Below are 22,922 nucleotides of genomic sequence, written 5' to 3' on the forward strand. Positions count from 1 at the left end.
CAGATTTCTATCATATGTACAATGCAACGTTGTTGCTTACTATCAGGAAAAACGGCTTCTATAGCTTGTTGTATACCTTTTAAATTATCTGAACAAATAATATTAATTTTACTAATTCCTCTATTTTTAAGAGCATTTAGGACAGACATTCAAAACTTTGCAGATTCATTTTCTCCAATATAAAGTCCTAGAATTTCTTTTTGTCCTTCACCATTAATACCCATAATAACATATGTAGCTTTCTTAGTTACAACATTATTGTCTACAACATGAAAATGTACTGCATCAATATAAATTATTGGATAATATGTTTCAAGTTTTCTTTCTTATCATAATCTTGCGTCTTCAACAATTTCATTAGTTAATTGGCTTATTTGTGCTGGAGAATAATTAACGCCATATTTGCTAAACATAAAAATCACTTACATCTCTTGTTAACATTCCTCTAGAATATAAAGCAAATACCATATCAACTAATTCAGAAATATCACGTTCATACTTTTTGATGATTATAGGTTCAAATTTCGCTTCACGATCTCTTGGAATGTCAATTTCCATTTGACCATATTGACTATTAACATTTTTATTAGAAAAACCATTTCTATAATTTTTTTGAACTTTATTATCATTTTTTTCATAACCCATAAAATTATCAAATTCTTTGTTCATCATTTTTTGGATTGTATTTTGAAATACTTCTTTCATAGCCATACTAAGATCACCAGAAGTAACTGGATTATAATTTTCTAAAATTTTTTCTGTTATTTCATCAATAACAGGATTTATTGTTTTTCTTTTCATAAATAAAAAATCCTTTCTTGATAATTTATTGTCTATCAAGAAAAGATTTTAGAACTTTACACAAAATTTTTTACAGTCCCATTTTTTCTTTTAATGCTGTTTTATAGTGTATTTAGTATTTTTGCCTTGATTAATTTTAAGTATTTTTTTAGCTTTTAATAAGACATTTAGTTTTCTTTCAATTGTTCTTTTACTGCTTTCAGGTAGTAAATTAATTAGCTCATTTTTACTTACTTTTTGATATTGAGCTATCAGTTTTAAAATGTTGTCCGCTACATCAATTTTTTTATTTTCTAAACTTGTAAAACGGCTTTCAAATTCTTTATAAGCTTGTAAAACAATTTTTAAAATAAACTCTATAAAGTAATAATAGTTATTCAAATTATCATGTCATTTATATGAACTTTTTTGTTGAACATTTTGATATTTTTCCAAGTTTTCAAAAATGATTTTTTCTAAACTTATATACTGAACGACTTTAATATCACCAACACTTAATAGTCAATTTAAAAGAATTCTAGACATTCTGCTATTGCCGTGATTAAAAGGCGAAATGCAAATAAAATCCAAAACAAAAGCTGTTGTTAGAAGCAATGAATTAATCTTCTTACTTTTATATTCTTCATTATATTTATTACATAAATTATTTATATATTCACTAATAAAAAATGCTTTGACAGGAATAAATTTTATTTCTTGAGTACCTTCTAAGGTTGTTTCTAAAATAAAATTATCATTTAACTTAAAACGCCCACTCATTTTGGTATTTGAGTTTTGAAACAATTGATAATGAAGATCAAGAATCAAATTAGTGTTTAATAATTCAAATGTTTCTTGATTATATAGAGAATTTAATAATTCAAAATAACCTTTAATATCTTCTTCATTTTCATTTTGCAACTCATCATTTTCAAGCAAAATATCTTTAATTCTTTTTTTGCTTATATTGATGTTTTCTATTTTATTTGAATAAACTGCACTGTCAATTAAAGCTTGTTTTTTAAGCTTTTGGATTTCTAAATTCTTGTTATTGATATAAATGTTTTGTCTTCCTTTATATTCATATATTTCAGTCAACAAGTTAATAATATTTGTGGGGATACCTTTATTAAAAATTCTTTTATAATCAATATTTTTCATTTTTTTTGCTACCTTTTATAAGCCATTATATCATTTTTGGCGTTTAAAATGAAAAAAATAAATTTCACTTTTTGCTTCAAAATTAACAAAAAAGTTTTCAAAAAATCAAGAATAAGAAAAATAAATGAAAAAATTACCATAAAAGATACAAAAAGAATGCTATATAAATATATTTTTGGAAATATTTTCATATAAATAATAAAATTTTTATAGTCTTAATTATAAAAGACTTAATTTTGACTCAAGAAAGGAAGTATCTTTATGAAAACAAAGTACAAATATGTCGATGTTAATAAAATTATGGACGATCCAAATAAGATTATTAGACATTTAGACATAGATGGTAAAGTAATTGAAAAAAATTACAAAGCACCACTAAGTAATGCTGAAGTTTTAGAAGCTTACAAATGAATGGTACTATCTAGACAACAAGATACATACATGTTGCAATTGCAACGTCAAGGACGTATGCTTACATTTCCACCTAACTTAGGTGAAGAAGCATTACAAATTGCAACAGCAATGGCTATGGAAAATAAAGACTGATTTGTTCCAGCTTTTAGATCTAATGCTGCTATGCTTCGTTTAGGCGTTCCTATGATTGACTTAATTCGTTACTGAAATGGTCAAGAATGAGGATGCAACCATCCTAAAGATGTTAATGTAATGCCGGTTAATATTGTTATTGCAACTCAAATTTCACAATGTGCTGGTATTGCTTATGCACAAAAACAACTTAAAACTGGTGGTGTAGCTATTTCATTTATTGGAAATGGCGGAACTACTGAAGGAGAATTTAGCGAAGGTGTTAATATTGCAACTGTTCAAGAATGACCCGCAGTATTTTGTGTAAACAATAACCAATGAGCTATTTCAACACCTAACTCAGAAGAAAGTAGATCAGCTACTATTGCAGCTAAAGCTCATGCTTTTGGTTGTGCTGGTGTTAGAGTTGACGGTAATGACCTTCTAGCTTCTTATGAAGTAATTAAAGAAGCAATTGATTATGCTAGAAAAGAAAGCAAACCAGTTATTGTTGAATTCTTAACATGACGTCAAGGCCCTCACACAACTAGTGACAATCCAAAACTTTATCGTAGTGAAAAAGACGAAAAAGAAAATGAAAAATGAGAACCAATGCATCGCATCGAAAGATATATGAAAGACAAAAAAATCATTACTGAAAAAGAAAAAGAAAAGATTTGAGCCGATGCTCTTGAACAAGTTAAGAAAACTTATGAAGAAAGCTTGAAAGACATCAATACCAAATTAGAAGATATTTTTGACTATACATATGAAAAGCTTGATGATGATTTATTAGAGCAAAGAGAAGAAGCTATTAAATTCTGACAAGCTAAAGGAGGCAAATAATCATGGCTGAAGAAAAATTAACTTTAAATAATGTTCAAGCAGTTAATAATGCTTTAGACATTGCTATGGCTAAAGACCCCCGTGTAGTTTGTTATGGTGAAGATGCTGGTGTTGAAGGTGGAGTTTTCAGAGCTACAGAAGGCTTACAAAAAAAATATGGTAAAAGTAGAGTATTTGATACCCCTATTTCAGAAGCAACAATTGCTGGTACCGCAATTGGTGCTGCAGTAGCAGGTCTTAGACCTATTGCCGAAATTCAATTCCAAGGTTTTAGTTATCCAGCTATGCAACAATTATTTACTCATGCAGCTAGATGAAGAAACCGTTCAAGAGGACGTTTCACCGTGCCCATGATTTTAAGAATGCCTATGGGTGGTGGAATTAAAGCTATGGAACATCACTCAGAAGCTTTAGAAGCTATTTATGCTCACATTCCAGGTGTTAAAGTTGTTATGCCAGCCTTTCCTTATGATGTTAAAGGTTTATTATTAGCAGCTTTAAATGATCCAGATCCAGTAGTATTCTTAGAAAATAAGAAAATTTATCGTGCTGGGAAACAAGAAGTTCCAGCTGGCGAATATACAGTTGAAATTGGAAAAGCTAATGTCTTAACTCAAGGTAATGACTTAACTTTAGTAACTTATGGAGCTCAAGTATTTGACTCAATTAATGCTGTTAAAAAATATAAAGAAATCAATCCTAACGCTTCAATTGAATTAATTGATTTAAGAACAATTAAACCTCTTGATACTAAAACTATTGTTGAAAGTGTTAAGAAAACAGGACGTTTATTAGTAGTTCATGAAGCTGTTAAATCATTTTCAGTTTCTTCTGAAATTATGGCTAGAGTTAATGAAAAAGCATTTGAATATCTTAAAGCACCTATGACAAGATGTACAGGTTATGATGTAACTGTTCCTCTTGCAAAAGGCGAAGCATGAATGTGCATCAATGAAGACAAAATTCTTGCAAAAATAAAAGAAGTTATGGAATTTAAATTTTAATATTTAAAGACCATTTAATTTACTAAAAGACTTGTTTTATAGTCTTATAAGGAGAAATAATGAAAATTAAATCAACCCCTATTGCAAGAGCTATGGCTGCTAAACTTGGAATTGATATTAACTTAGTTCCAGGTTCAGGAATTGATGGCCGTATTCTTATAGAAGATATTCAAAAATTTAAAAACAGTCCTATTTCAGGTGCTGCTCATTCAAACTTTGCACCAGCTCCAGTAGCTGATAATAAAGTAATTACTCAACCTAGTGCAGTAGCTCCTAAAGCTACTCCAGCACCTCGTCCTGCCATTGATCGTTCAGCTCACTCAGAAGCTATTACTCCAATTAGAAAAGCAATTTCTAAAGCTATGACTAACTCATGAAGTAATGTTGCTTATACAAATTTAGTTCATGAAATTGATATGACTGCTCTTTGGGACTTACGTTCAAGAATCAAAGATATTGTACTTAAAAGTGATAATGTAAAAATTACATTCTTACCTTATATTATTAAAGCAGCTGCTATTGCTTTAAGAGATTTTCCAGTATTCACTGCTAAATATAATGAAGCAAATCAAACTTTAGATTACCCTGGTGTAATTAATGTTGGTATTGCTGTTGATACTGAAGCCGGTTTAATGGTTCCTGTTATTAATAATGCTGATAATTTAAGTATTGTTAATATTGCTAGTGAAGTAACTAGACTTGCAGGCGCTGCAAGAAATAGAACAATTAAACCTGCTGAAATGAAAGGTGCCGGTTTTACTATTACTAACTATGGTTCAGTTGGATCACTTTTTGGAGTTCCTGTTATTAACTATCCAGAATTAGCTATTGGTGGTGTTGGTGCTATTATTGACAAGCCTGTAGTTAAAAATGGACAAGTTGTACCTGGAAAAGTTATGTACCTAACTGTCGCTGCTGATCACCGTTGAATTGATGGTGCCGTAATTGGAAGATTCGCTTCAAGAATCAAAGAATTATTAGAAAAACCAGATGTTTTAGGAGTGTATTAATATGTACGTATTTAAATTTGCTGATATAGGTGAAGGATTACACGAAGGAACAGTTGGTGAAATCAGTGTTAAAGTTGGTGACAAGATTAAAGAAGGAGATACACTTTTTTCAGTAGAAACTGATAAAGTTGCTTCTGAAATTCCTTCTCCAGTAGATGGAATAATCAAAGAAATTAGAATGAAGACTGGTGATGTAATTCATGTAGGACAAGAAATATTTGTAATTGATGATGGCAAAGGTGGCTCAGTAGCTGCAGCTCCTGCTACTAAAGTTGAAGAATCGAAAAGTAGACCTGCTACTTCATCATCTACAAGCTTTTATGTTTTTAAATTTGCTGACATTGGTGAAGGTTTACACGAAGGAACAGTTGGTGAAATTCCTATTAAAATAGGTGATAAAGTAAAAGAAGGCGACACATTATTCTCAGTAGAAACTGATAAAGTTGCTTCTGAAATTCCTTCTCCAGTAGATGGAATAATCAAAGAAATTAAAATGAAAACAGGTGATGTAATTCATGTAGGACAAGAAGTTATTGTTATTGATGCAGGAAGTAAAAATCCTACTTCTTCTTCAGTTTCATCTGCACCAAGTTCCAATAAAGAAGAAGAAAAATGTTTAGTAGGTGATGCTCCAAATTCAAGTGAATTAATAAATCTAGATTTCAGTTCACTAAATTCACCCGCAAAAGAAACTCCTCAACCAGTTGCACCTCAAGCTTCAACTTATGAAGCTAACCAAGAAGAAGAAAGCAATGGTGTTTCATTTACTTCTGAAGGTAAAAAATACGAAGGCAAAGTTGATGAAGAATTTGATGTAATTATTGTAGGTAGTGGTCCTGGAGGATATTTAGCCGCTGAAGAATTAGGCAAAGCAGGCAAAAAAGTATTAATTGTTGAAAAAGAATTCTGAGGTGGTGTATGTCTTAATATATGATGTATTCCTACTAAAGCAATGCTTAAATCAACTGATGTTTTAGAAACCTTAACCGATGCTGCTGGTTATGGTATTGTTGGGAACTTAGATAAATTAAAGATAGATCTACAAAAAACATGAGTCAAAATGCATGAACGTAAAAAAGGCGTAGTAGATCAAATTTCAAGTAGTGTTAAAAAATTAATGATTGCTTCTAAATGTAAAATAGAAGAAGGCGAAGCAGAATTTGTTGGAGCTCACGAAATTAAAATAAATGGTAAAGTATATCGTGGCACAAATATTATTTTAGCCACAGGCAGTCACTCACGTAGATTGCGTGCTTTACCTGGATTTAAGGTTGGATATGAAAATAATTATGTTCTTTCAAGCCGCGAAGCAATTAACTATGATTCAAAATTGCCTGGATCGGTAGTTATTGTTGGTGGTGGTGTTGTTGGCGTTGAATTTGCTCAAGTATTTGCTTCAGCAGGTGCTAAAGTAACTATTATTCAAAACCAAAACCACTTACTTCCTGGTATTGATCATGATGTAACAAATGAAATTCTTAAACATCTAGAAAAGCATGGGGTTCAAATTATTTACAATGCAACTTCAACAGGTTTAAATAATAAAAAAGAACTTCTTTACGAAATTGGTGGTAAAGAAAGAAAAATTAAAGCTGATGTTTATTTGATTGCTGTTGGACGTATTCCATCAAGTAAAGGTATTGCAGAAGTTGGAGTTAATGTCGGAGTTAGAGAGGAAGTTCTAGTTGATGAAAAAATGAGAACAAATGTTAAAGGCGTTTATGCAATTGGAGATTTAACTGGACAAAACATGTTAGCTCACGTTGCATATCAACATGCTTTAATTGCTGTTGGTAACATTTTAGGTGAAAAAAATGTTCGTTATCACAATAAACCAGTTCCAGGATGTATTTATACAAACACTGAAATTGCTTTCATTGGTTTAACTGAAGAAGAAGCAAAAAATAAAGGATACAATATTTTTACTTCAAAATACATGTTCTCTTATTTAGGAAAAGCTATTGCAACCAAACAAACTTCTGGTTTTGTTAAATTAGTTGTTGATCGTGAATATGGGCAAATATTAGGAGCTCACATTATTGGAGCTCATGCAACTGACTATATTTCGGAAATAGCACTTGCTATGGAACAAGAAGTTAGTGTCAAAGAATTAGCTTACACAATTCACCCACACCCAACTTATTCGGAAATTATTTGAGAAGCTGCAAGAGCTGCTTCACTTAAACTTTACTTAGAAGAAAACAAGAAATAATTTTACTAATTTAATAATAAAAAAGGCACTTTGGTAAAAATCAATGTACCTTTTTTATTTATTTTTAGATTAATTTCTTAATTCTAAAACAAACAAAATATAGTATAATTAATATATTCAAACAAGAATAGATTAATCTAACAAAAGATATTTTTTTGAAAGGAAAAGAATATGCCTTACTCTCTCTCTCTCTCTCTCTCTCTGATCTATTTAAAATAGCAATTTTTAATTGCTCTCTTTTTGTTTTTTTATCAAATGATTAATACCTTCCCCAGGTATTTTTTATTATGCAAAAAATAAGAATATTTGAAACATTCTCTGGTATTGGTGCTCAACACAAAGCCATTACTTGATTAAATAAAAAACAAAAAGAAGTAAATTTTGAAATCGTTGCAAAATGCGATTGAGATATACAAGCAACCATTGCTTATGCAGCTATTCATCACAACCTTGATGAAACAAAAATAGAAAAAATTCTGAATTCAAATAAATTAGAAGATGAAACAAAAATTAATGAATATTTAAAGTCTAGAACTTTTAGTATGACTAGTAAAAAAGCTATTAGTAGCTTAAAAAACAAAAGTTATGAACTTAAAAAAGCCCTAGTAGCTGCAAATCTAATATCAAATAATTTTAATGATATTACAAAGATTACTAAAGAACAATTAGATCAGTTACATTTCGATTTAATAACTTATTCATTCCCTTGCCAAGGTCTTTCAAGTGCTAATATGGGTCGTTCGTTAGGAATTAAAAACAACAATTCAACTAGTCATTTAGTTTGACAAATAGCACGCGTTATTGAATTATTAGAGAACAAACCAAAATATTTGTTACTTGAAAATGTCCAACAATTAGTGACTAAATATAAAGAAGAATATAACGAATGAAAAAAGAAATTAAATAAACTTGGATATAGAACTTTTACAGCAGTATTAAACGGCAAAGATCATGGTTCACTTCAACATCGTAAAAGAGTTTTTGCACTAAGTGTTAGAAATGATTTAAAAGTTCCTTTTAAAGAAAATGATGAATCTTATTTAGATGAGTTACTTAATTTTGGCAAAGAAAGAGAGATTAAAAATAAATGAAAAGAATTTGCAAAAATTTTCGATTTAGAAAATAAAAAAGAAGAAGAATCAAAAGAAGCTTTAATCAAAAAAAGTCAAAGTCGCGAAAGAATGGCTTTTGAAAATAAAAATTATTCAACTATTTATAAGAATCAAAAGATTGATGAATGTCGTATTAACACATTGACAACCAAACAAGATCGTCATCCTAATGTTGGGGTTTTAGATTATGATGCTAATTTAAAAGGTTTTTATAACAAAAGATTTGTAACAAATAGAGAAGCTTACAAAATTATGGGATTTGAAGATAAAGATTTTGAAAAAGTTAATGAATTTAAGAAAAAAAACATAATAACAAAAGAAGCTCTTTATCGTCAAGCAGGCAATTCAATTTGTGTGCCAGCTATAAAAAGTGTATTTCAGTTAATAGCAAAAATCGAAGAATATAATGGAGGTCAAAATGATTAGTAGTAAACATATAGAATTTTTAAAAGAAAAAAAGTTTTTTAATTTTTGAAAAATTGGAACATCAGTTGAAAGCTATATTAAAAGAACAATTTTAAAATGAGATTGAGACATTATTTTTAATGCTTTTGCAGATATAAAAGATGTTAAATTTGAATTAGTTGATAGAAGTAACAATAAATTAAGTGTTTGTCTATATGAGTATGATAGAAAGTTTATTTTTCTTTATGATGAAGGCGAAAAAGAAAAAGAATTCTATAGCGCTTCAACAGTAAGACAAACAATGGAAGTTTTAGAAGAATTAAAAATATTAGATAATTTTCATGAAAATTATTACAAATTCGACGAAGATTTTATTATTGAATTAAAAGCTTATTTTGGAAGTAACTTAGAAAACGAATTAAACTATAAAAAAGTAGATTTGGAAAAATTTGTATATAAATATATTTTGCGAAATGTTAACAAAAAATTAAAACAAAATTTAATTAAAAAATTAAATAAATGAATTGAAGAATTTGAAGACAATAACGTAGAATATGAAGAAGTTGAATTAGGAAATTTTGATGAGAAATCAATAATCAACTCAATTATTTTTAGCTGACTTTCTTTTTCAAAAAACAAAAAAAGAAATAATCCTTTTTCAAAATGATCAGAATTAAATGAAAGAGATTTGTCTTATTATAAGGAATTAATAAACAAAATTGAATTAAATAATGAAAACACAAATTTAAATTCTTTTAATGAAAATATGGATGAATTATTAAACATTTTAAACGCTAAAAAAGATGATGATATAAGTAATATTTTATATACAAATGAAGAAGCAATTGTTACAAAAGATTTGGATAGAAATAAATTTTATATTGATGATAATGAAGCAATTTATAAAGAATTAGCTCCTTCTTTTGATGTATTAAATATTCAATCATATTTTAATAAACTTTTAAATATGAAGATATCTATACCAGTATTTCAAAGAAGTTACGTATGAAATGAAGAATACGTTTTAAGAATAGTTGGAGATTTAATTAATATTTCATCTAATAATTCCAATCAAAAAGAAATTTTAAATTTAGGAATTGTTTATTGATGGGAAAAGACAGCAAATAATCAGGTTAAAGAAATAATCGATGGACAACAAAGAACAGTGACATTAATATTAATTGCATATTCTTTATATAAATTGTTTTTACATGCTAAAAATTTGAAATTATTTTTACCAAAAGATCCTGTCGAAAATATGTTTAGATATTACATTGATATAAAAGACAATTCTAATAGTTTATTGCCTAGAAAAATAACAAGTATTTATAACAATATTAGTGAAAGTGATTCATACAATTCTCTTAGCATCGCTTTAGGTGATAATTGAAATGCAGCCGAAGGTAAAAATTCAGAATTTTATAAAACTAATATTTATAAAAATTTAAAAGCTATTACTAAGAAGTTATACGATTACTTTTTTACAAACATTAACGATGCAGAAGAAAAATTTAAAAATTTTGTTCAAGCATTTTATCAAAAAACATTTTTAACAACAATTACCACAAACCAAGAACAAACTCCTAAAAACTATGAATTATTTCAAAGAATTAACTTGTATTCAAAACCATTAACGTCATACGATTTAGTTCGTAATTTTGTTTATGGTCAACTAAGTGAAAAAAGTTCAAATGTAGAATCAAACATTAGCAAATTTGACAATTTCTTTAAACCATTATTTATTAGTAAAAGTGAAAGAAAAACACTTGTCTTGGATTCAAAATTGTTTGATAATTACGTTAACTCAATGGCAACTATTAATAACGTATCAATTAATTCAAATGAATTATCAAACAATTTAACCTACAATATTTTTGTAGAAGTTTGAAGAAAATTATCTAAAAAATATTCTAATTATTCAGAACTAATCGACAAATTATGTGAAACGGTTGAAATTTTTAGTTATTTTGCTAAAAACAAATTGATTAGAAATTCTAAAAATAAATATGATTGAGATTATGACAATCTTGAAAATATGAAGTTTTTAGTTAACTTTATCATAGGAAAAGGCAAAACAATTTATATCCCTTTACTTTGATCTATTTTTGACAAAATGAACTTATTTAATGTCAATTTGGTCAAAGAATCGAGAATTAGTTTACTAAGAAGATTATCAAAAGTAGTTTATAAAGTTGCTAGAATTAGATTCTTTAACAAATTTATTTCATTTAAAGGTGAATCACTAACAATGCCAATTAAAAAAATAGTTCAAAGTTTAAATGATGACTGTACAAACTTTGATAAATTAGCATACAATAATTTTGTATTTTTAAGAAAATATGCTGAAATTGATGAAATAAATAAAAAGATGGAACAAGATTTGTTAAATAAGAAAACAGATTTATTAGCATCTTCAGACGATCCAGTTTCTTTATTACTTTTAATAAATTATAGTATAGGAAAAAATAATAAAAATCTACACTATTTTGAAAATGATGAACAATCTTCTTATTTTAAAGATTGAACAAATTTATCTTGAGAACATTTAACACCAGTTTTCAGAAATAAAAGTGGAGAAGTAGACCAAGAAAGAAAATATCTAAACCTTTTAGGAAATGCCCATATAGCTAGCAAAAAAACAAATAGTTCAAAAGGAAATAAGAAATTTAGTGATAAATTTGGCGATTATATATTTGATAAATTATTATCATTAGAATTTGATTACAATACCAAAAAACAAAACCTAAAGGATGAAGAAAACGAAGAACATAACCTAGAGGATAAAACAATCGAAAAACATAACCTAGAGGATAAAGAATTTATTCAAAAGCATTGAGAAAATTTAGACGAACAAAAACAAATAATGATAAGTAGATCAAAAGTTATGTGAGAGCAAATTTATAAAGTTTTTGAATTTGATAATGAAACATTGAAAAATTTCAAAAATGCTAACTAGAATTTTATTTTAATATAAAATTAATTCATGACTTTTAAAAATAAATTAGAAAAAGTACCTCTTGGTTTAGGAGGACTTGCACTTGGCATAAGTGGTTTAGCTGGTGCTTATAATGGGGCTTTTAATGAATTTAAAAACTCAAGCAATGGAAAATTAATTAATAATGTTTCAATTGGCATTCAAGCTTTTTGGATGTTAATTGCTTTTGCTTTAGCTTTTATTGTTTGCTTAAGATTTATTAAAGCAAGGCACGTATTTAATAAAGAAGCAAAAGCTCCAAATACAGCAGCATTTATACCCACTTTATTAATGACATTTATTTCTATTTTTACTTTTATAGCCTCAATATTAAATACTTATTTAGAAGCTAGTGAAGCTAAAAAATGGTTATATATTCCATTGGTATTTTCATTCATTGCTTTTATATTACAAATAGCTTATTTAATAACTTTTATAGTATTAATTATAGTTCAACATGATTTTAAATATGATGAAGCTTTTGCTTCTTGATTTATTCCAACAGTTGGTTTTGTAATCCTTACTTTTGGAGCTAATAATTATCAAAATATAATACCCTTACTTTTTTACCAAATACTCTGATTTATAGGTTTATTATTCTGCTTTTTAATCTTTATTTTAGTAGCATTTAAGGTCGCTTTTGTAGGCCACAAAAATCATCAAGATATTCCATCTTTAGCAATTTTTTGTGCTCCAGCAATGGTATTAAGTTTTGCATTTTTAACTTTATTTGATCCTAAGAATCCAAACGCAAATATTTTAAATAATTATGTAATTTTATATACTTTTACAGGAATATTATTCTTATTTATTTTAGTTGGTTGAGCTGCATATTTTTATTCTTTAGCTATCTCAATAAAATCTAAAAAATTTTATTTCACTTGAGCTTGTTTTACATTCCCTATCGAAATAAGTTCAACAGCTTTATTCAAATATGCACAAGTGGTATTTACTAAGGATTTAAATGTTTATGTTCATTTTGCTTTTATTATTTTAGCTATCTTATTCTTAATCTTTGCAACAGTAATTATTAATTATGTTTTCTATAAATATGTTGTTGGTTTACATAAAATATTTAGCGATAAAGATAAAAACAATTCTGATATTCAAAATCAAAAAACAATTGTTGAAGGAATTGAAGTTACTAAAGTTGACTTAGATTCTTTAGAGTAAATTAAGTGTTCTTAGTTGGACACTTTTTTATTAAAAAAAGCACATAGAGTGGTTCAAATGTATTCTTATGAGGAAGAATAACGAATTTTATCTATTACATATTCTGTAAAGTCAATTTTATTTTGTTTTTCGAATAAAACATTATTTATATATAAATCAAATTTATTATCACTTCTAGTTTTTTGAAATTTGTTCGTTCCTTTAGTATCTGAAATTTCAAATTTTTTGGCTGGAATTTGCAAAATTGTTATTTCTTGAGAATTTATATCATTTAGCACTAATTTTAAATCACTATTAACTGAATTATTTTTTAAAGTAAATCAATAATAATTTTTACGATCATAATATTTACTATAGTAAGTATTATTTTTTAAATCAATTTTTGTTTTTGTTTCAATATAAGAAAATATTTCCTGTTTACTTCGACTTCTAATTTCTTCTTCTGATTTGGGTTTAATAATATTTGATAAATTTACATTTTCTAAATTATTTTTCTTGTTTGTATTATCGTTAAAAACATCAATATTAATAAAGTCTAATAAGAAAATTAATTCATTTAAATATTCTTTTAATTCTGTTTCTCGGAATCTATCAATATTAGTTTTGTTTCCATTTTTTTTATTATCTGAACTTAATTTATTATTCGCTTTTGCCTTATCAATTAGTTTTGATTCTAAATAATCGATTCCACTTTTGTCTAATGAATTATTTGATGTAGTAAATAAGAAAACTTTTTCTCATCAATCTTTTCCTAATAAATGTTGTTCAATTCTTTGTTTCAATTCTGAAGATTGTCCTACATAAACTTGATCTTTTGCAATCAATAAATATATTCCTCAATTATTGCATTCTTCATATTCGTCCAATAATTTAGTAACCTTATCGCGAGGACTTACCAACATAATTCCTCCTAGAGGCCATCTTAAAGTTTTGAGATACAAAATCCCGTCTAATGTCCCATCTTCTAATATTAATTGAATGGTTGTTGTTAAAGAATTTTTATTAGTATTTGTTGTCATGCTTAAATTATCGCAGATTAGCAAAAAAATGTTACTTTTTTTATAACTTTCAACTTTAATAACCTAATTCATTTTGTTTGCATAATATAGAAAATGTTATATCATAATAATATATAAAGGAGCAAATGTGAAACTATCGATCAAAGAAATTATCAAGAGAATTAAAATTCTTGAGGACGAATTAATTGTTCTTAATCAAGAAGAAGATAAAGATAATTATGTTATATATTTAAAAGATGAAACAGTTGAAAAATCATCGTATAATTTTAATAAAACTAATAAAAAACGTCAAGAAATTAATCAAGAAATTTTAAGACTTAAAATTATTGTTCAAAAAGCAAACATCAAAACAATAACTAGTTATAAAGGATTAAGTATTTCTGAACTTTTAATTTTATTAGCACAAAAATCTTCTTTAGTTCAAAGATTTGATTTGTTATGTTCTAAAAAGCAAAAAACAAGAAAAACTACCAACGATGGTCAAATTGAATATATTGAATATTTATATGATATTAACGAATTAAAAAATACTAATTTAAAATTAAAACAAGAAATAGCAACAATGCAAGTTGCTATTGATAAAGCTAATATTGAAACATTAATTGAAATATAATAATTTATCTTTCCTTAATAATGCTATTTATACTTAAAATTACAATTTAGATTTATTGTTATTGAAAGTGTTTAATAGTTTTAGTTAGTGCTTATTATTTTATTAATATATTTTTAATGTTTATTGTTTGTGTAAAAATTATTCATAAAAATTAAAGCATTATTTAAAAACTTCAAATATGGAAGTAAAGGGTTATACATATTTAGCTACATCTATGATGTGGCTTTTTTATTCTAAATTTAAATCAGATGCTTTTACTCCATTTTTACTTTTCATTTTTTCTAAAATAGTTTTAAGTTTATTTAATAATAATTCAATTCTTAATTTGTCTTATGGAAAAGATTATTTTATAGAAAATATAGATAATCCAAAATTTCTTAAAATATAAAAATAAAACTATTTTTTTCTAATTTGATCTGTAATTTTAACTAAAGCCTTAGTTATATTAACTTCTCTTTGTGAATGAGCTGCTTTTTCAACCATAATTAAATGCGAATTATTTAGTTTTTGATGAAGTTCATAAGCACCACTTGGGCGACAGTCCAAATCAAATTGACCGTGAACAATGTAAGTTTCAACATCTTTAATTTTGTTAATATTATTTAAAATATAGTTTTCTTCGAAGAAACATTTATTATAGAAATAATAATTTTCAATTAATGAAATTTCATATATTCACTTTGGTTTTTTAGGTTCTTTAAATGGTTGTTCTTTAAGCAACACTAAAGATGATTCTCATCTCGTTCATTCAATTAATGCTTTATGTCTTAATTCTTTATTTGTTGAATGTATATGTTTATAATAAGCATTAACTATATTTTTTCTTTCTTTATCACTTAAAAATGATGTGTATCTTTCATAAGCTTCAGGTTTAAAGTAGCTAGCTCCTTCTTGATATAATCAGTCGATGTCACTTTGACGTCCCAAAAATATACTTCTTAAAATAAGTTTATCAACTTTATCTGAATGATTAATTGCATAAGATAATGATAAAGTAGTGCCCCATGAGCCACCAAAAAGGATTCATTTATCTATTTTTAATTCTTTTCTAATGGCTTCCATATCATTGATTAAATCTCAAGTTGTATTATTTTTTAACTCTAAACTTGGAGTACTTTTTCCGCAACCTCTTTGGTCAAATAAAACTATTTTATAGTATTTTGGGTCAAAATATCTTCTACATACTTCACTAGTTCCTCCACCAGGACCACCATGAACATAAACTATTGGTTGACCTTGTGGATTGCCACTAACTTCATAATAAATTTGATAAATATCATCTACTTTTAAATAACCTTTTTGATAAGGTTCAATTTTTGGATATAAATATTTTTTGTACATGATTTAATTGTATTCCTTTTTCTAATTTTCTGGTTTTATTCCTAAAACAGATCATTTTCCTGTTTTTCTTGAACCAATTCTTTTTAAAATTAGTTTGTTTTTTAAAGATGCTAAAGCTCTTTCTATTGTTCTTTTAGAAACTTCTAATTCGTTTGACAATTCATAAGCTGTATATTCTTCATTTTTTTGAATTAATTCGAATATTTGATTTTCGATTTTGTTTAATTTGTCTTTTATTTCTTTAATTTCATAATTGTTATTTTTTTGTAGCAATTCCTTGTTAAAAGGTATTGTTATCCTGATATAGTTTTTTTCTACTTCAATTGCCATTTTTCCATATTTTTTTAGAATAAGTGGAACGCCATGTCCGGTTTGTTCTGCCAAATTAAGATCTATAAATATTTTCATTAATTTTGGATTTCTTGGCTTACTTATTCCTTGATAAAATTCTTCAAGTTTCAAACCTTTTGGTAATCCACCATAAGACATAATTTCAATTCTATTTTCAAATTGTTGGATAGTTGGTACGCCACTCAATCAATCATTATGTACAATTGCATTTAATAAAGCCTCTTTAGCTACATTAAAATCAAATAAAGTCTTTTCAATTCTTTGCATTGAACTAGTATCTACATAGCATTTATTTTCAACTTCTAATCTTGCTAAAATTTGTGAATAACCAACCAATATACTTTTATTACTGAATTTTTGTATTTCTGAAAAGACTGTTTTATCATTTCCTTGAAATTTTACATATTTCAAGTCAATTTTATTTTCATTAGCTAGCAATTCAGCTAGCTTATTGTAACTACCTAATTTATTTCTTAAATGTAAATTTTTTTCAAATGTTTTATCATCTAAATGTAAATTATTTAGTTCATAATTTATTTTTAATATTGAAAATTTCAAATCATCCAAATCACTAACATAATTTATTATGTTGTCCTCATCATAAAATCTAATTTTGTTTCTTTCTTCTATTTCTTCATTTGACATTTCTCTTGTGCTTGTCCCAACTCTTACTAAACATCCTTTTGAAGAACAACCATATTTTTTTATGTAATAAATAGCTTTTTCTCCTTTTTGAACGTTTATTCCCATAATCATTTTGTTATTTTCAAATTTTATTTCACTTTTTACTTCTTTTTCCGCTCTTGGTTCAATTTGATCACAAATAATTTCGTTTAATTAAGTAAAAGCTTTATTTACATCTTTTATGCCAATTACTTCACCATTATCTTTTACACCTATATAAATTGTTCCGCCTTCTGTGTTTAAAAAGCCAACAATTTCTCTAATTAAGTTATCATTTAATTTTTCCTTTAATTCGATTTTATTTGTTTCAACAAATTTCATTTTTTACCTCTTTATGAAAATTATATACTTTTTAATTTAAACCGCCAAGTAAAATGTCGGTTTATTTGTCGGTATAAATGTCGCCATAAAAAATAGACCTTAACATCATGTTAAAGCCTATATATTATTCTTTTTTATTGTCTTCTTGTTCTTCTTTTGGATCATTTTCAACAGTATTATTTTGACTATTGTCTTCTTGAATTGCATCTATTATTTCTTGTGCTTCTTGGTGTGTATCTTCTCTTCTTTTATCTAATATCATTTCAATCACAAAGAAGAGTACTAATGAGATGCAGCCTAAAACAATACATAAGTCTGCGAAGTTAAAGGTTCCTAATACTTTGCCAGTTCACTTTTCCATAAAAGGAACATAGAAAATATCTTTAACCATCATATTAAACATAAAGCGGTCTAACATGTTTCCAAAGTCACCGGCTCAAATAATTGCACAAATAATAATAGTGGTTAAGTGTCTTGATAAAAGTGGTACTAATAATAAACTAAGTAAAATTAGGATACTTAAAAATTGAATAAAGATTAAAGCACCTTTTTTATTTTCAACACTTGGAATGAAGGTTACTCCATAGTGACCTACAGATCTAATTCCGAGTAAAGTTCCTTCATAATAAACTTTTCCTATTTTGCCACCATTATGTTCTTCATTTCATTCGAATAAGAAGGTTTTAGTTAATTGATCAATTAGAATGGCAACAAAAGCAACAGCAAAAAATATTCCAAAAGCAATTAAGATTTTCTTTTTGTTATTTTTGCAGTAGTTAATAAAATCATTTCATTTTTTACTAATTGTATTTTTTAATGGTTCTTTTTCTGGCTCATAGCCATTGTATTCTTTACTCATTAAAAACTACCTTGTGACAAAGAGGACAAAGTTCCTCTTTAATTTGTGAAGGCATGAAATGATTTCAACATCTTTGGCATTTAATTGATTTGAAAACTGAAACAGAAGTTTGAGCTCCAAATTCAACTTTACCAACCATTAATAATTGTCTTAAATCAAGACTTTTAATAAAGTCGCTATCGCTTTTAATTACAACTTTAGCTTCATTAGTTCTTTTAATTAAACCTTCTTTAATTGCATTTTCAAGTGATAAGTTTACTTCATCACGAAGTTTAAAAAAGTCTTGCCATTGAGTTAAAACTTGTTCGTTAACTTTGAGTGGGTTAGCTAAAGTTTCGAGATGAACACTTTCAGCTTTATTTACTTTATTAAAGTTTTTGTAAGCATCTTCAGCTGTAGTTGGAAGAATTGGAGCAAGAGCAATAATTAGAAAATCAACAATTTCATAAATATTTGTTAAAGTCATAAGACGGTTAATTGAATCTTTAGCTTCGACATATAAAACATCTTTTGAAATGTTTAAATAAAAGCTTGATAATTCAACTACATAATTATTTAAAAGTTTAATAACGTTAATGAATTTATATTCATCATAAGCTTCAATAACTTGAGCTTTAACTTTTTCCAATTGCTCTTTAATATAGGCATGTACGCCAATTCTTTTGAGATTTGAGTCATATTTAAAACCATTTAAATTACCGAGCATAAATTTAATTGTGTTTCTAATTTTACGGTAAATTTCGCTGTTTTGATTAATGATATTATCACTAATACTTACGTCATTTGAGTATTCAGAATTGGCTACTCAAAGACGTAAAATATCAGCTCCATTTTTGCTAATTATTTTAAGAGGATCAACAACATTACCTTTTGATTTAGACATTTTTTCACCTTTAGCATCTAAAACAAAACCGTGTGAAACAATGTTTTTGTATGGTGCTTTACCATTATAAGCTACTGAGTTAATTAAAGAAGAGTTGAATCAGCCTCTAAATTGGTCACTACCTTCAAGATATAAATCATAAGGAGTTTCTAAACCTTTATCAATATTAACTGCCATAAATGTTGAACCTGAGTCGAATCAAACATCCATGATGTCGTTTTCTTTTGTATAACCTTTGTTTTGGTATTTTTTAGGTAATAATTCATCAGCAGTTTTTTGATATCAAATATCAGTTCCGTGTTTTTCAACAAGCTTAATAATGTGATCAAAAATGTCTTCGTTTAAAACTGGTTTTTTACTTTTATCATAGAAAATGATAAGAGGCACACCTCAAGTTCTTTGACGACTAATAGTTCAGTCATCTCTATCAACTATCATGTTGCTTAAACGTTTTTTAGCTCAATCTGGATAAGTTTTAACTTTTTCAAGTTGGCTTAAAATTTGATCTTTAATTTTATTTATTGAAACAAATCATTGAGGTGTTCCTCTGAATAAAATTGGTTTATGAGTACGTCAGTCATGTGGATATGAGTGAGTTATTGAGCTTTCTAAAAGTAAGTTTTTAGATTTAGTTAATTCTTCAATAATTAAAGCATTAGCTTTTTCATAAAATTGACCTTGGTAAGCTCCACCTTCTTTATTAATTTTTCCATCATCTTCAATATGCATAATCATTTTAAGTGAGTTTTTGATTCCAATTTGGAAGTCATCTTCACCAAAAAGAGGAGCAATATGAACTAAACCACTACCACTTTCTAAAGTAACGTGGTGGCCTATAACTACAGGACATACATTTTTATTAAGTGGGCTTACATATTGCATATTTAAGATTTCTTGGCTATTAAAAGTGTTAGTGATTTTGTAGTTTTTTCAGCCTAATTGACTAACTACTTTTTCAACTAAATCAGAAGCAAAAATATAGCCTTTTTTATCATGTTCTACTCTTGAGTATTGAATATCTTGGCCAACTGCTACAGCAGCATTAGCAAGTAAAGTTCAAGGTGTAGTAGTTCAAATTACTAAGTTATCTTTAACATTAATTTTTTGGCTACCTAAATTATCTTTAATTTCAAATGCCACAAAAATTGAAGGTGATTTAATATCTTTATAAATAACTTCAGCTTCAGCTAATGCTGATTGACTTGAAGGTGATCAATAAACAGGTTTTAATCCTTTGTAAATAAGACCACTAAAAATCATCTTTTTAAAAAGTCTTAATTGTTGAGCTTCGAATTTAGGATCTTTAGTAATGTAGTATTTTTTAAAGTCACATAAAAGTTGCATGCTTTTGAATTGTTCAGCTTGTTTATTAACTTGATCTTGAGCATAAAGAGCAGCTTTTTTACGTAAGTCAACAACACTTAATTCATTTTTCTTTAAGTGTGCTTCCTCAAGCATTTTGTGTTCAATAGGAAGACCATGCGTATCTCAACCTGGAACATATGGAGCATAAAAGCCTCTTAAAGATTTATAACGGATTACAATATCTTTAAGGATTTTATTTAAAGCATGTCCGATATGCAAATTACCATTAGCATATGGTGGACCATCATGCAAAATGAAAGGTGTATTCTTTTTGTTTTTATTTAATACTTTTTCATAAATTTTATTGTCTTCTCATTCTTTTCGGAATGCTGGCTCTTTAGTTGTTAAGTTAGCACGCATATCGAAATTAGTTTGAGGCATATTTAATGTTTTTTTGTAATCAATTGCCATATATTGACCTCCTATTTTTGATTTTTAATAATTGCTTGGAAGAAATTATCAAAAAGTGGATTTGAAGCTAAAACTCTAGTACTAAATTCTGGGTGATATTGAACACCTAAATAGAAAGGATGGTTTTTAACTTCACAAATTTCAGCCACTTTTTTAGTTGGATGAATTGCACTGAATGTAAATTCATCATCTTGTAATTTTTCTAAGTATTCAGGATTAATTTCATATCTATGTCTGTGACGTTCATAGAAAATATTTGAACCATAAATTTTTTGAGCTAAGGTGTTATTTTTAGCTTGAACTTGATCTTCACCAAGTCTTAGTGTGCCACCAATAGCCATTTTGTCTCCATTTTCATAAAAAGGAGTTAAAACAAAAGTTTGTTTTTTACCATTTTCAGCGAATTCTTTGCTGGTTGCATCTTTAATGCCTAATAATCGAGCTTGAGCTACTGACATTGCTTGAAAACCTAAACAAATACCTAAAGTAGGAATTTTGTGTTCTCTTGTGTAAGTCGCAACATTAACTTTAGATTCAAAACCTCTAGCACCAAAGCCTGGTAAAATCATTACTGCATCATGTGCTTTTGTTAATTTTTCAATGTTTTTATTGTTAACTAAATCAGCATCAATTAAGTCATATTTTAATTCGACATTTTGATGAACAGCAGCTATTTTTAATGAAGAAATAATTGATAAATAAGCATCTTCTAATTCAGTATATTTACCAACTAAAAGTAAGTTAATTTTATAATTTTTAGTTGCGTGATATTTATTCAAAAATACTTTTCATGAATCATAAACCTTGTCATTAATTTGTTTTTTAATTCCAAAATGTGAGTAAATTATTTTTAAAATATTTTGTTCATATAAGAACATTGGAATTTCATAGATACTGCTTTTATCAGGAACTCCAATTACATGATTAGGGTCCAAAAATGAAGCTTCAGCAACTTTATTAATAATTCTTTCATCAACTTCGCCTTGACTTCTTAAAAGTAAAATATTAGGGTTAATTCCAAATGATCTTAAAGAAGCAATTGAAACTTGAGATGGTTTTGATTTGTATTCTTTTGAAGCAGTTAAATAAGGAATAAATGCTAAGTGAGCAAAGAAAACACTTTTAGGATTTAAACTAGCAAACTTACTAATTGCATAAATATAAGGATTACTTTCAATGTCTCCAACAGTTCCTCCGATTTCAATTAACATGAAATCTGGTTTTTGTTTTTTAGCAGTATTTTCGATAATGCTAATAATTTCATCAATAACATGAGGTACTATTTGAACAGTTTTTCCACCATAAAGTCCTTGACGTTCTTTTTCAAAAATGCGAGTAAAAATTCTTCCACTTGTGTAGTTACTTTCCTTGCTTAGCTTAACATCAATAAATCTTTCATAGTGTCCTAAGTCTAAGTCAGTCTCACCACCATCAGCAGTTACAAATACTTCACCATGTTCAATGGGACTCATTACTCCTGGGTCAATATTTAAATATGGATCAAGTTTTAAAGCAAAGACTTTAAAGCCTTGTGCCTTTAATAAATTTCCAATACTTGCACTGGTAACACCCTTACCTAAACCAGATAAAACTCCACCAGTTGTCACAATAAATTTAGTCACGATAATTCTCCTTAATACAATAGGATTTAAATAGTTATAGACTTAATTATAATATTAAATATTTATATTAATAATAAAATAATTTTTTTGTTTATTTTTGTTCTTCACTGATTTTTCCTAAATAACTGTTTTATAGTTGTTTTAGTTAAAAAAAAGAAAAAAATTGTGATTTGAAATCATTATTTACAAATTATTTTCTAATCAATTATTAAAACAGGTTTTTTAGTCAAAAATGATTACATTTTTAAATT

The 22,922-nt window shown here is 27.1% G+C and carries 19 protein-coding genes; 9 read left to right on the plus strand and 10 right to left on the minus strand.

The annotated features are described in order from the left end of the window. The 3 genes from MBIO_RS05125 to MBIO_RS03110 all read right to left on the minus strand — a co-directional run. The coding region (locus tag MBIO_RS05125) for a transposase (protein WP_309299402.1) at positions 1 to 299 on the minus strand (299 nt) is incomplete at its 3' end. Positions 300 to 405: 106 nt separating this feature from the next. After that, complete coding sequence (locus MBIO_RS05130; RefSeq protein WP_258408935.1) at positions 406 to 801, minus strand: transposase; 396 nt, start codon at positions 799 to 801, stop codon at positions 406 to 408. Between the two features lie 90 nt (positions 802 to 891). Beyond that, positions 892 to 1,941 carry a Fic family protein gene (locus MBIO_RS03110; protein ID WP_013354905.1) on the minus strand — a complete coding sequence of 350 codons (1,050 nt, stop codon included), beginning with the start codon at positions 1,939 to 1,941 and terminating at the stop codon, positions 892 to 894. A gap of 261 nt (positions 1,942 to 2,202) precedes the next feature. Here MBIO_RS03110 and pdhA point away from each other — a divergent pair, with 261 nt between their 5' ends. From pdhA to MBIO_RS03145, 7 genes are all read left to right on the plus strand, one after another. Beyond that, positions 2,203 to 3,312, plus strand: a complete 1,110-nt coding sequence (gene pdhA / locus MBIO_RS03115) for a pyruvate dehydrogenase (acetyl-transferring) E1 component subunit alpha (protein WP_041594234.1) — start codon at positions 2,203 to 2,205, stop codon at positions 3,310 to 3,312. A gap of 2 nt (positions 3,313 to 3,314) precedes the next feature. Beyond that, entirely contained in the window at positions 3,315 to 4,316 is a 1,002-nt protein-coding gene (locus tag MBIO_RS03120; RefSeq protein ID WP_013527085.1) for an alpha-ketoacid dehydrogenase subunit beta, read from the plus strand. A 59-nt stretch (positions 4,317 to 4,375) separates the two neighbouring features. Next, entirely contained in the window at positions 4,376 to 5,326 is a 951-nt protein-coding gene (locus tag MBIO_RS03125) for a 2-oxo acid dehydrogenase subunit E2 (protein ID WP_013527084.1), read from the plus strand. Position 5,327: 1 nt separating this feature from the next. Next, entirely contained in the window at positions 5,328 to 7,538 is a 2,211-nt protein-coding gene (lpdA, locus tag MBIO_RS03130; protein WP_041594235.1) for a dihydrolipoyl dehydrogenase, read from the plus strand. A 287-nt stretch (positions 7,539 to 7,825) separates the two neighbouring features. Further along, positions 7,826 to 9,076, plus strand: coding sequence for a DNA (cytosine-5-)-methyltransferase (gene dcm / locus MBIO_RS03135; RefSeq protein ID WP_015511085.1), 1,251 nt, complete (start codon positions 7,826 to 7,828; stop codon positions 9,074 to 9,076). Then, on the plus strand, positions 9,069 to 12,011 hold the full coding sequence (locus MBIO_RS03140; RefSeq protein WP_013527081.1) for a DUF262 domain-containing protein: 2,943 nt from the start codon (positions 9,069 to 9,071) through the stop codon (positions 12,009 to 12,011). The genes dcm and MBIO_RS03140 overlap by 8 nt, the downstream gene beginning before the upstream one ends. A 27-nt stretch (positions 12,012 to 12,038) precedes the next feature. Further along, the gene (locus tag MBIO_RS03145) at positions 12,039 to 13,202 is read left to right on the plus strand and encodes an SLAC1 family transporter (RefSeq protein WP_013527080.1); all 1,164 of its coding nucleotides are present in this window, start codon (positions 12,039 to 12,041) and stop codon (positions 13,200 to 13,202) included. 65 nt (positions 13,203 to 13,267) lie between these two features. On the opposite strand, the gene MBIO_RS03150 is transcribed toward MBIO_RS03145, so the two are convergent. Then, complete coding sequence (locus MBIO_RS03150; RefSeq protein WP_013527079.1) at positions 13,268 to 14,221, minus strand: GIY-YIG nuclease family protein; 954 nt, start codon at positions 14,219 to 14,221, stop codon at positions 13,268 to 13,270. Positions 14,222 to 14,348: 127 nt separating this feature from the next. Here MBIO_RS03150 and MBIO_RS03155 point away from each other — a divergent pair, with 127 nt between their 5' ends. After that, on the plus strand, positions 14,349 to 14,834 hold the full coding sequence (locus tag MBIO_RS03155; protein WP_013527078.1) for a hypothetical protein: 486 nt from the start codon (positions 14,349 to 14,351) through the stop codon (positions 14,832 to 14,834). A 178-nt stretch (positions 14,835 to 15,012) separates the two neighbouring features. Continuing rightward, complete coding sequence (locus tag MBIO_RS04820; protein ID WP_129622071.1) at positions 15,013 to 15,222, plus strand: hypothetical protein; 210 nt, start codon at positions 15,013 to 15,015, stop codon at positions 15,220 to 15,222. 8 nt (positions 15,223 to 15,230) lie between these two features. Here MBIO_RS04820 and pip read toward each other — a convergent pair whose 3' ends face one another. The 6 genes from pip to MBIO_RS03180 all read right to left on the minus strand — a co-directional run bounded on the left by pip (position 15,231) and on the right by MBIO_RS03180 (position 22,674). Then, positions 15,231 to 16,175: a prolyl aminopeptidase gene (gene pip, locus MBIO_RS03160; RefSeq protein WP_013527076.1), complete on the minus strand. Its 945-nt coding sequence runs from the start codon at positions 16,173 to 16,175 to the stop codon at positions 15,231 to 15,233. A 21-nt stretch (positions 16,176 to 16,196) separates the two neighbouring features. Continuing rightward, positions 16,197 to 17,276, minus strand: coding sequence for an ATP-binding protein (locus MBIO_RS03165; RefSeq protein ID WP_258408936.1), 1,080 nt, complete (start codon positions 17,274 to 17,276; stop codon positions 16,197 to 16,199). Positions 17,277 to 17,363: 87 nt separating this feature from the next. Then, on the minus strand, positions 17,364 to 17,531 hold the full coding sequence (locus MBIO_RS05135) for an AlbA family DNA-binding domain-containing protein (protein WP_015511091.1): 168 nt from the start codon (positions 17,529 to 17,531) through the stop codon (positions 17,364 to 17,366). 124 nt (positions 17,532 to 17,655) lie between these two features. Further along, on the minus strand, positions 17,656 to 18,390 hold the full coding sequence (locus MBIO_RS03170) for a signal peptidase II (protein ID WP_013354892.1): 735 nt from the start codon (positions 18,388 to 18,390) through the stop codon (positions 17,656 to 17,658). Beyond that, positions 18,383 to 21,049 carry an isoleucine--tRNA ligase gene (gene ileS / locus MBIO_RS03175; protein ID WP_013527074.1) on the minus strand — a complete coding sequence of 889 codons (2,667 nt, stop codon included), beginning with the start codon at positions 21,047 to 21,049 and terminating at the stop codon, positions 18,383 to 18,385. Before ileS ends, MBIO_RS03170 begins: the two co-directional genes overlap by 8 nt. 11 nt (positions 21,050 to 21,060) lie before the next feature. Further along, on the minus strand, positions 21,061 to 22,674 hold the full coding sequence (locus tag MBIO_RS03180; protein WP_041594236.1) for a CTP synthase: 1,614 nt from the start codon (positions 22,672 to 22,674) through the stop codon (positions 21,061 to 21,063). Between the last annotated feature and the right edge of the window lie 248 nt (positions 22,675 to 22,922).

It is taken from the genome of Mycoplasmopsis fermentans PG18, assembly GCF_000209735.1.
GTDB classification, from domain to species: domain Bacteria; phylum Bacillota_I; class Bacilli_A; order Mycoplasmatales; family Metamycoplasmataceae; genus Mycoplasmopsis; species Mycoplasmopsis fermentans.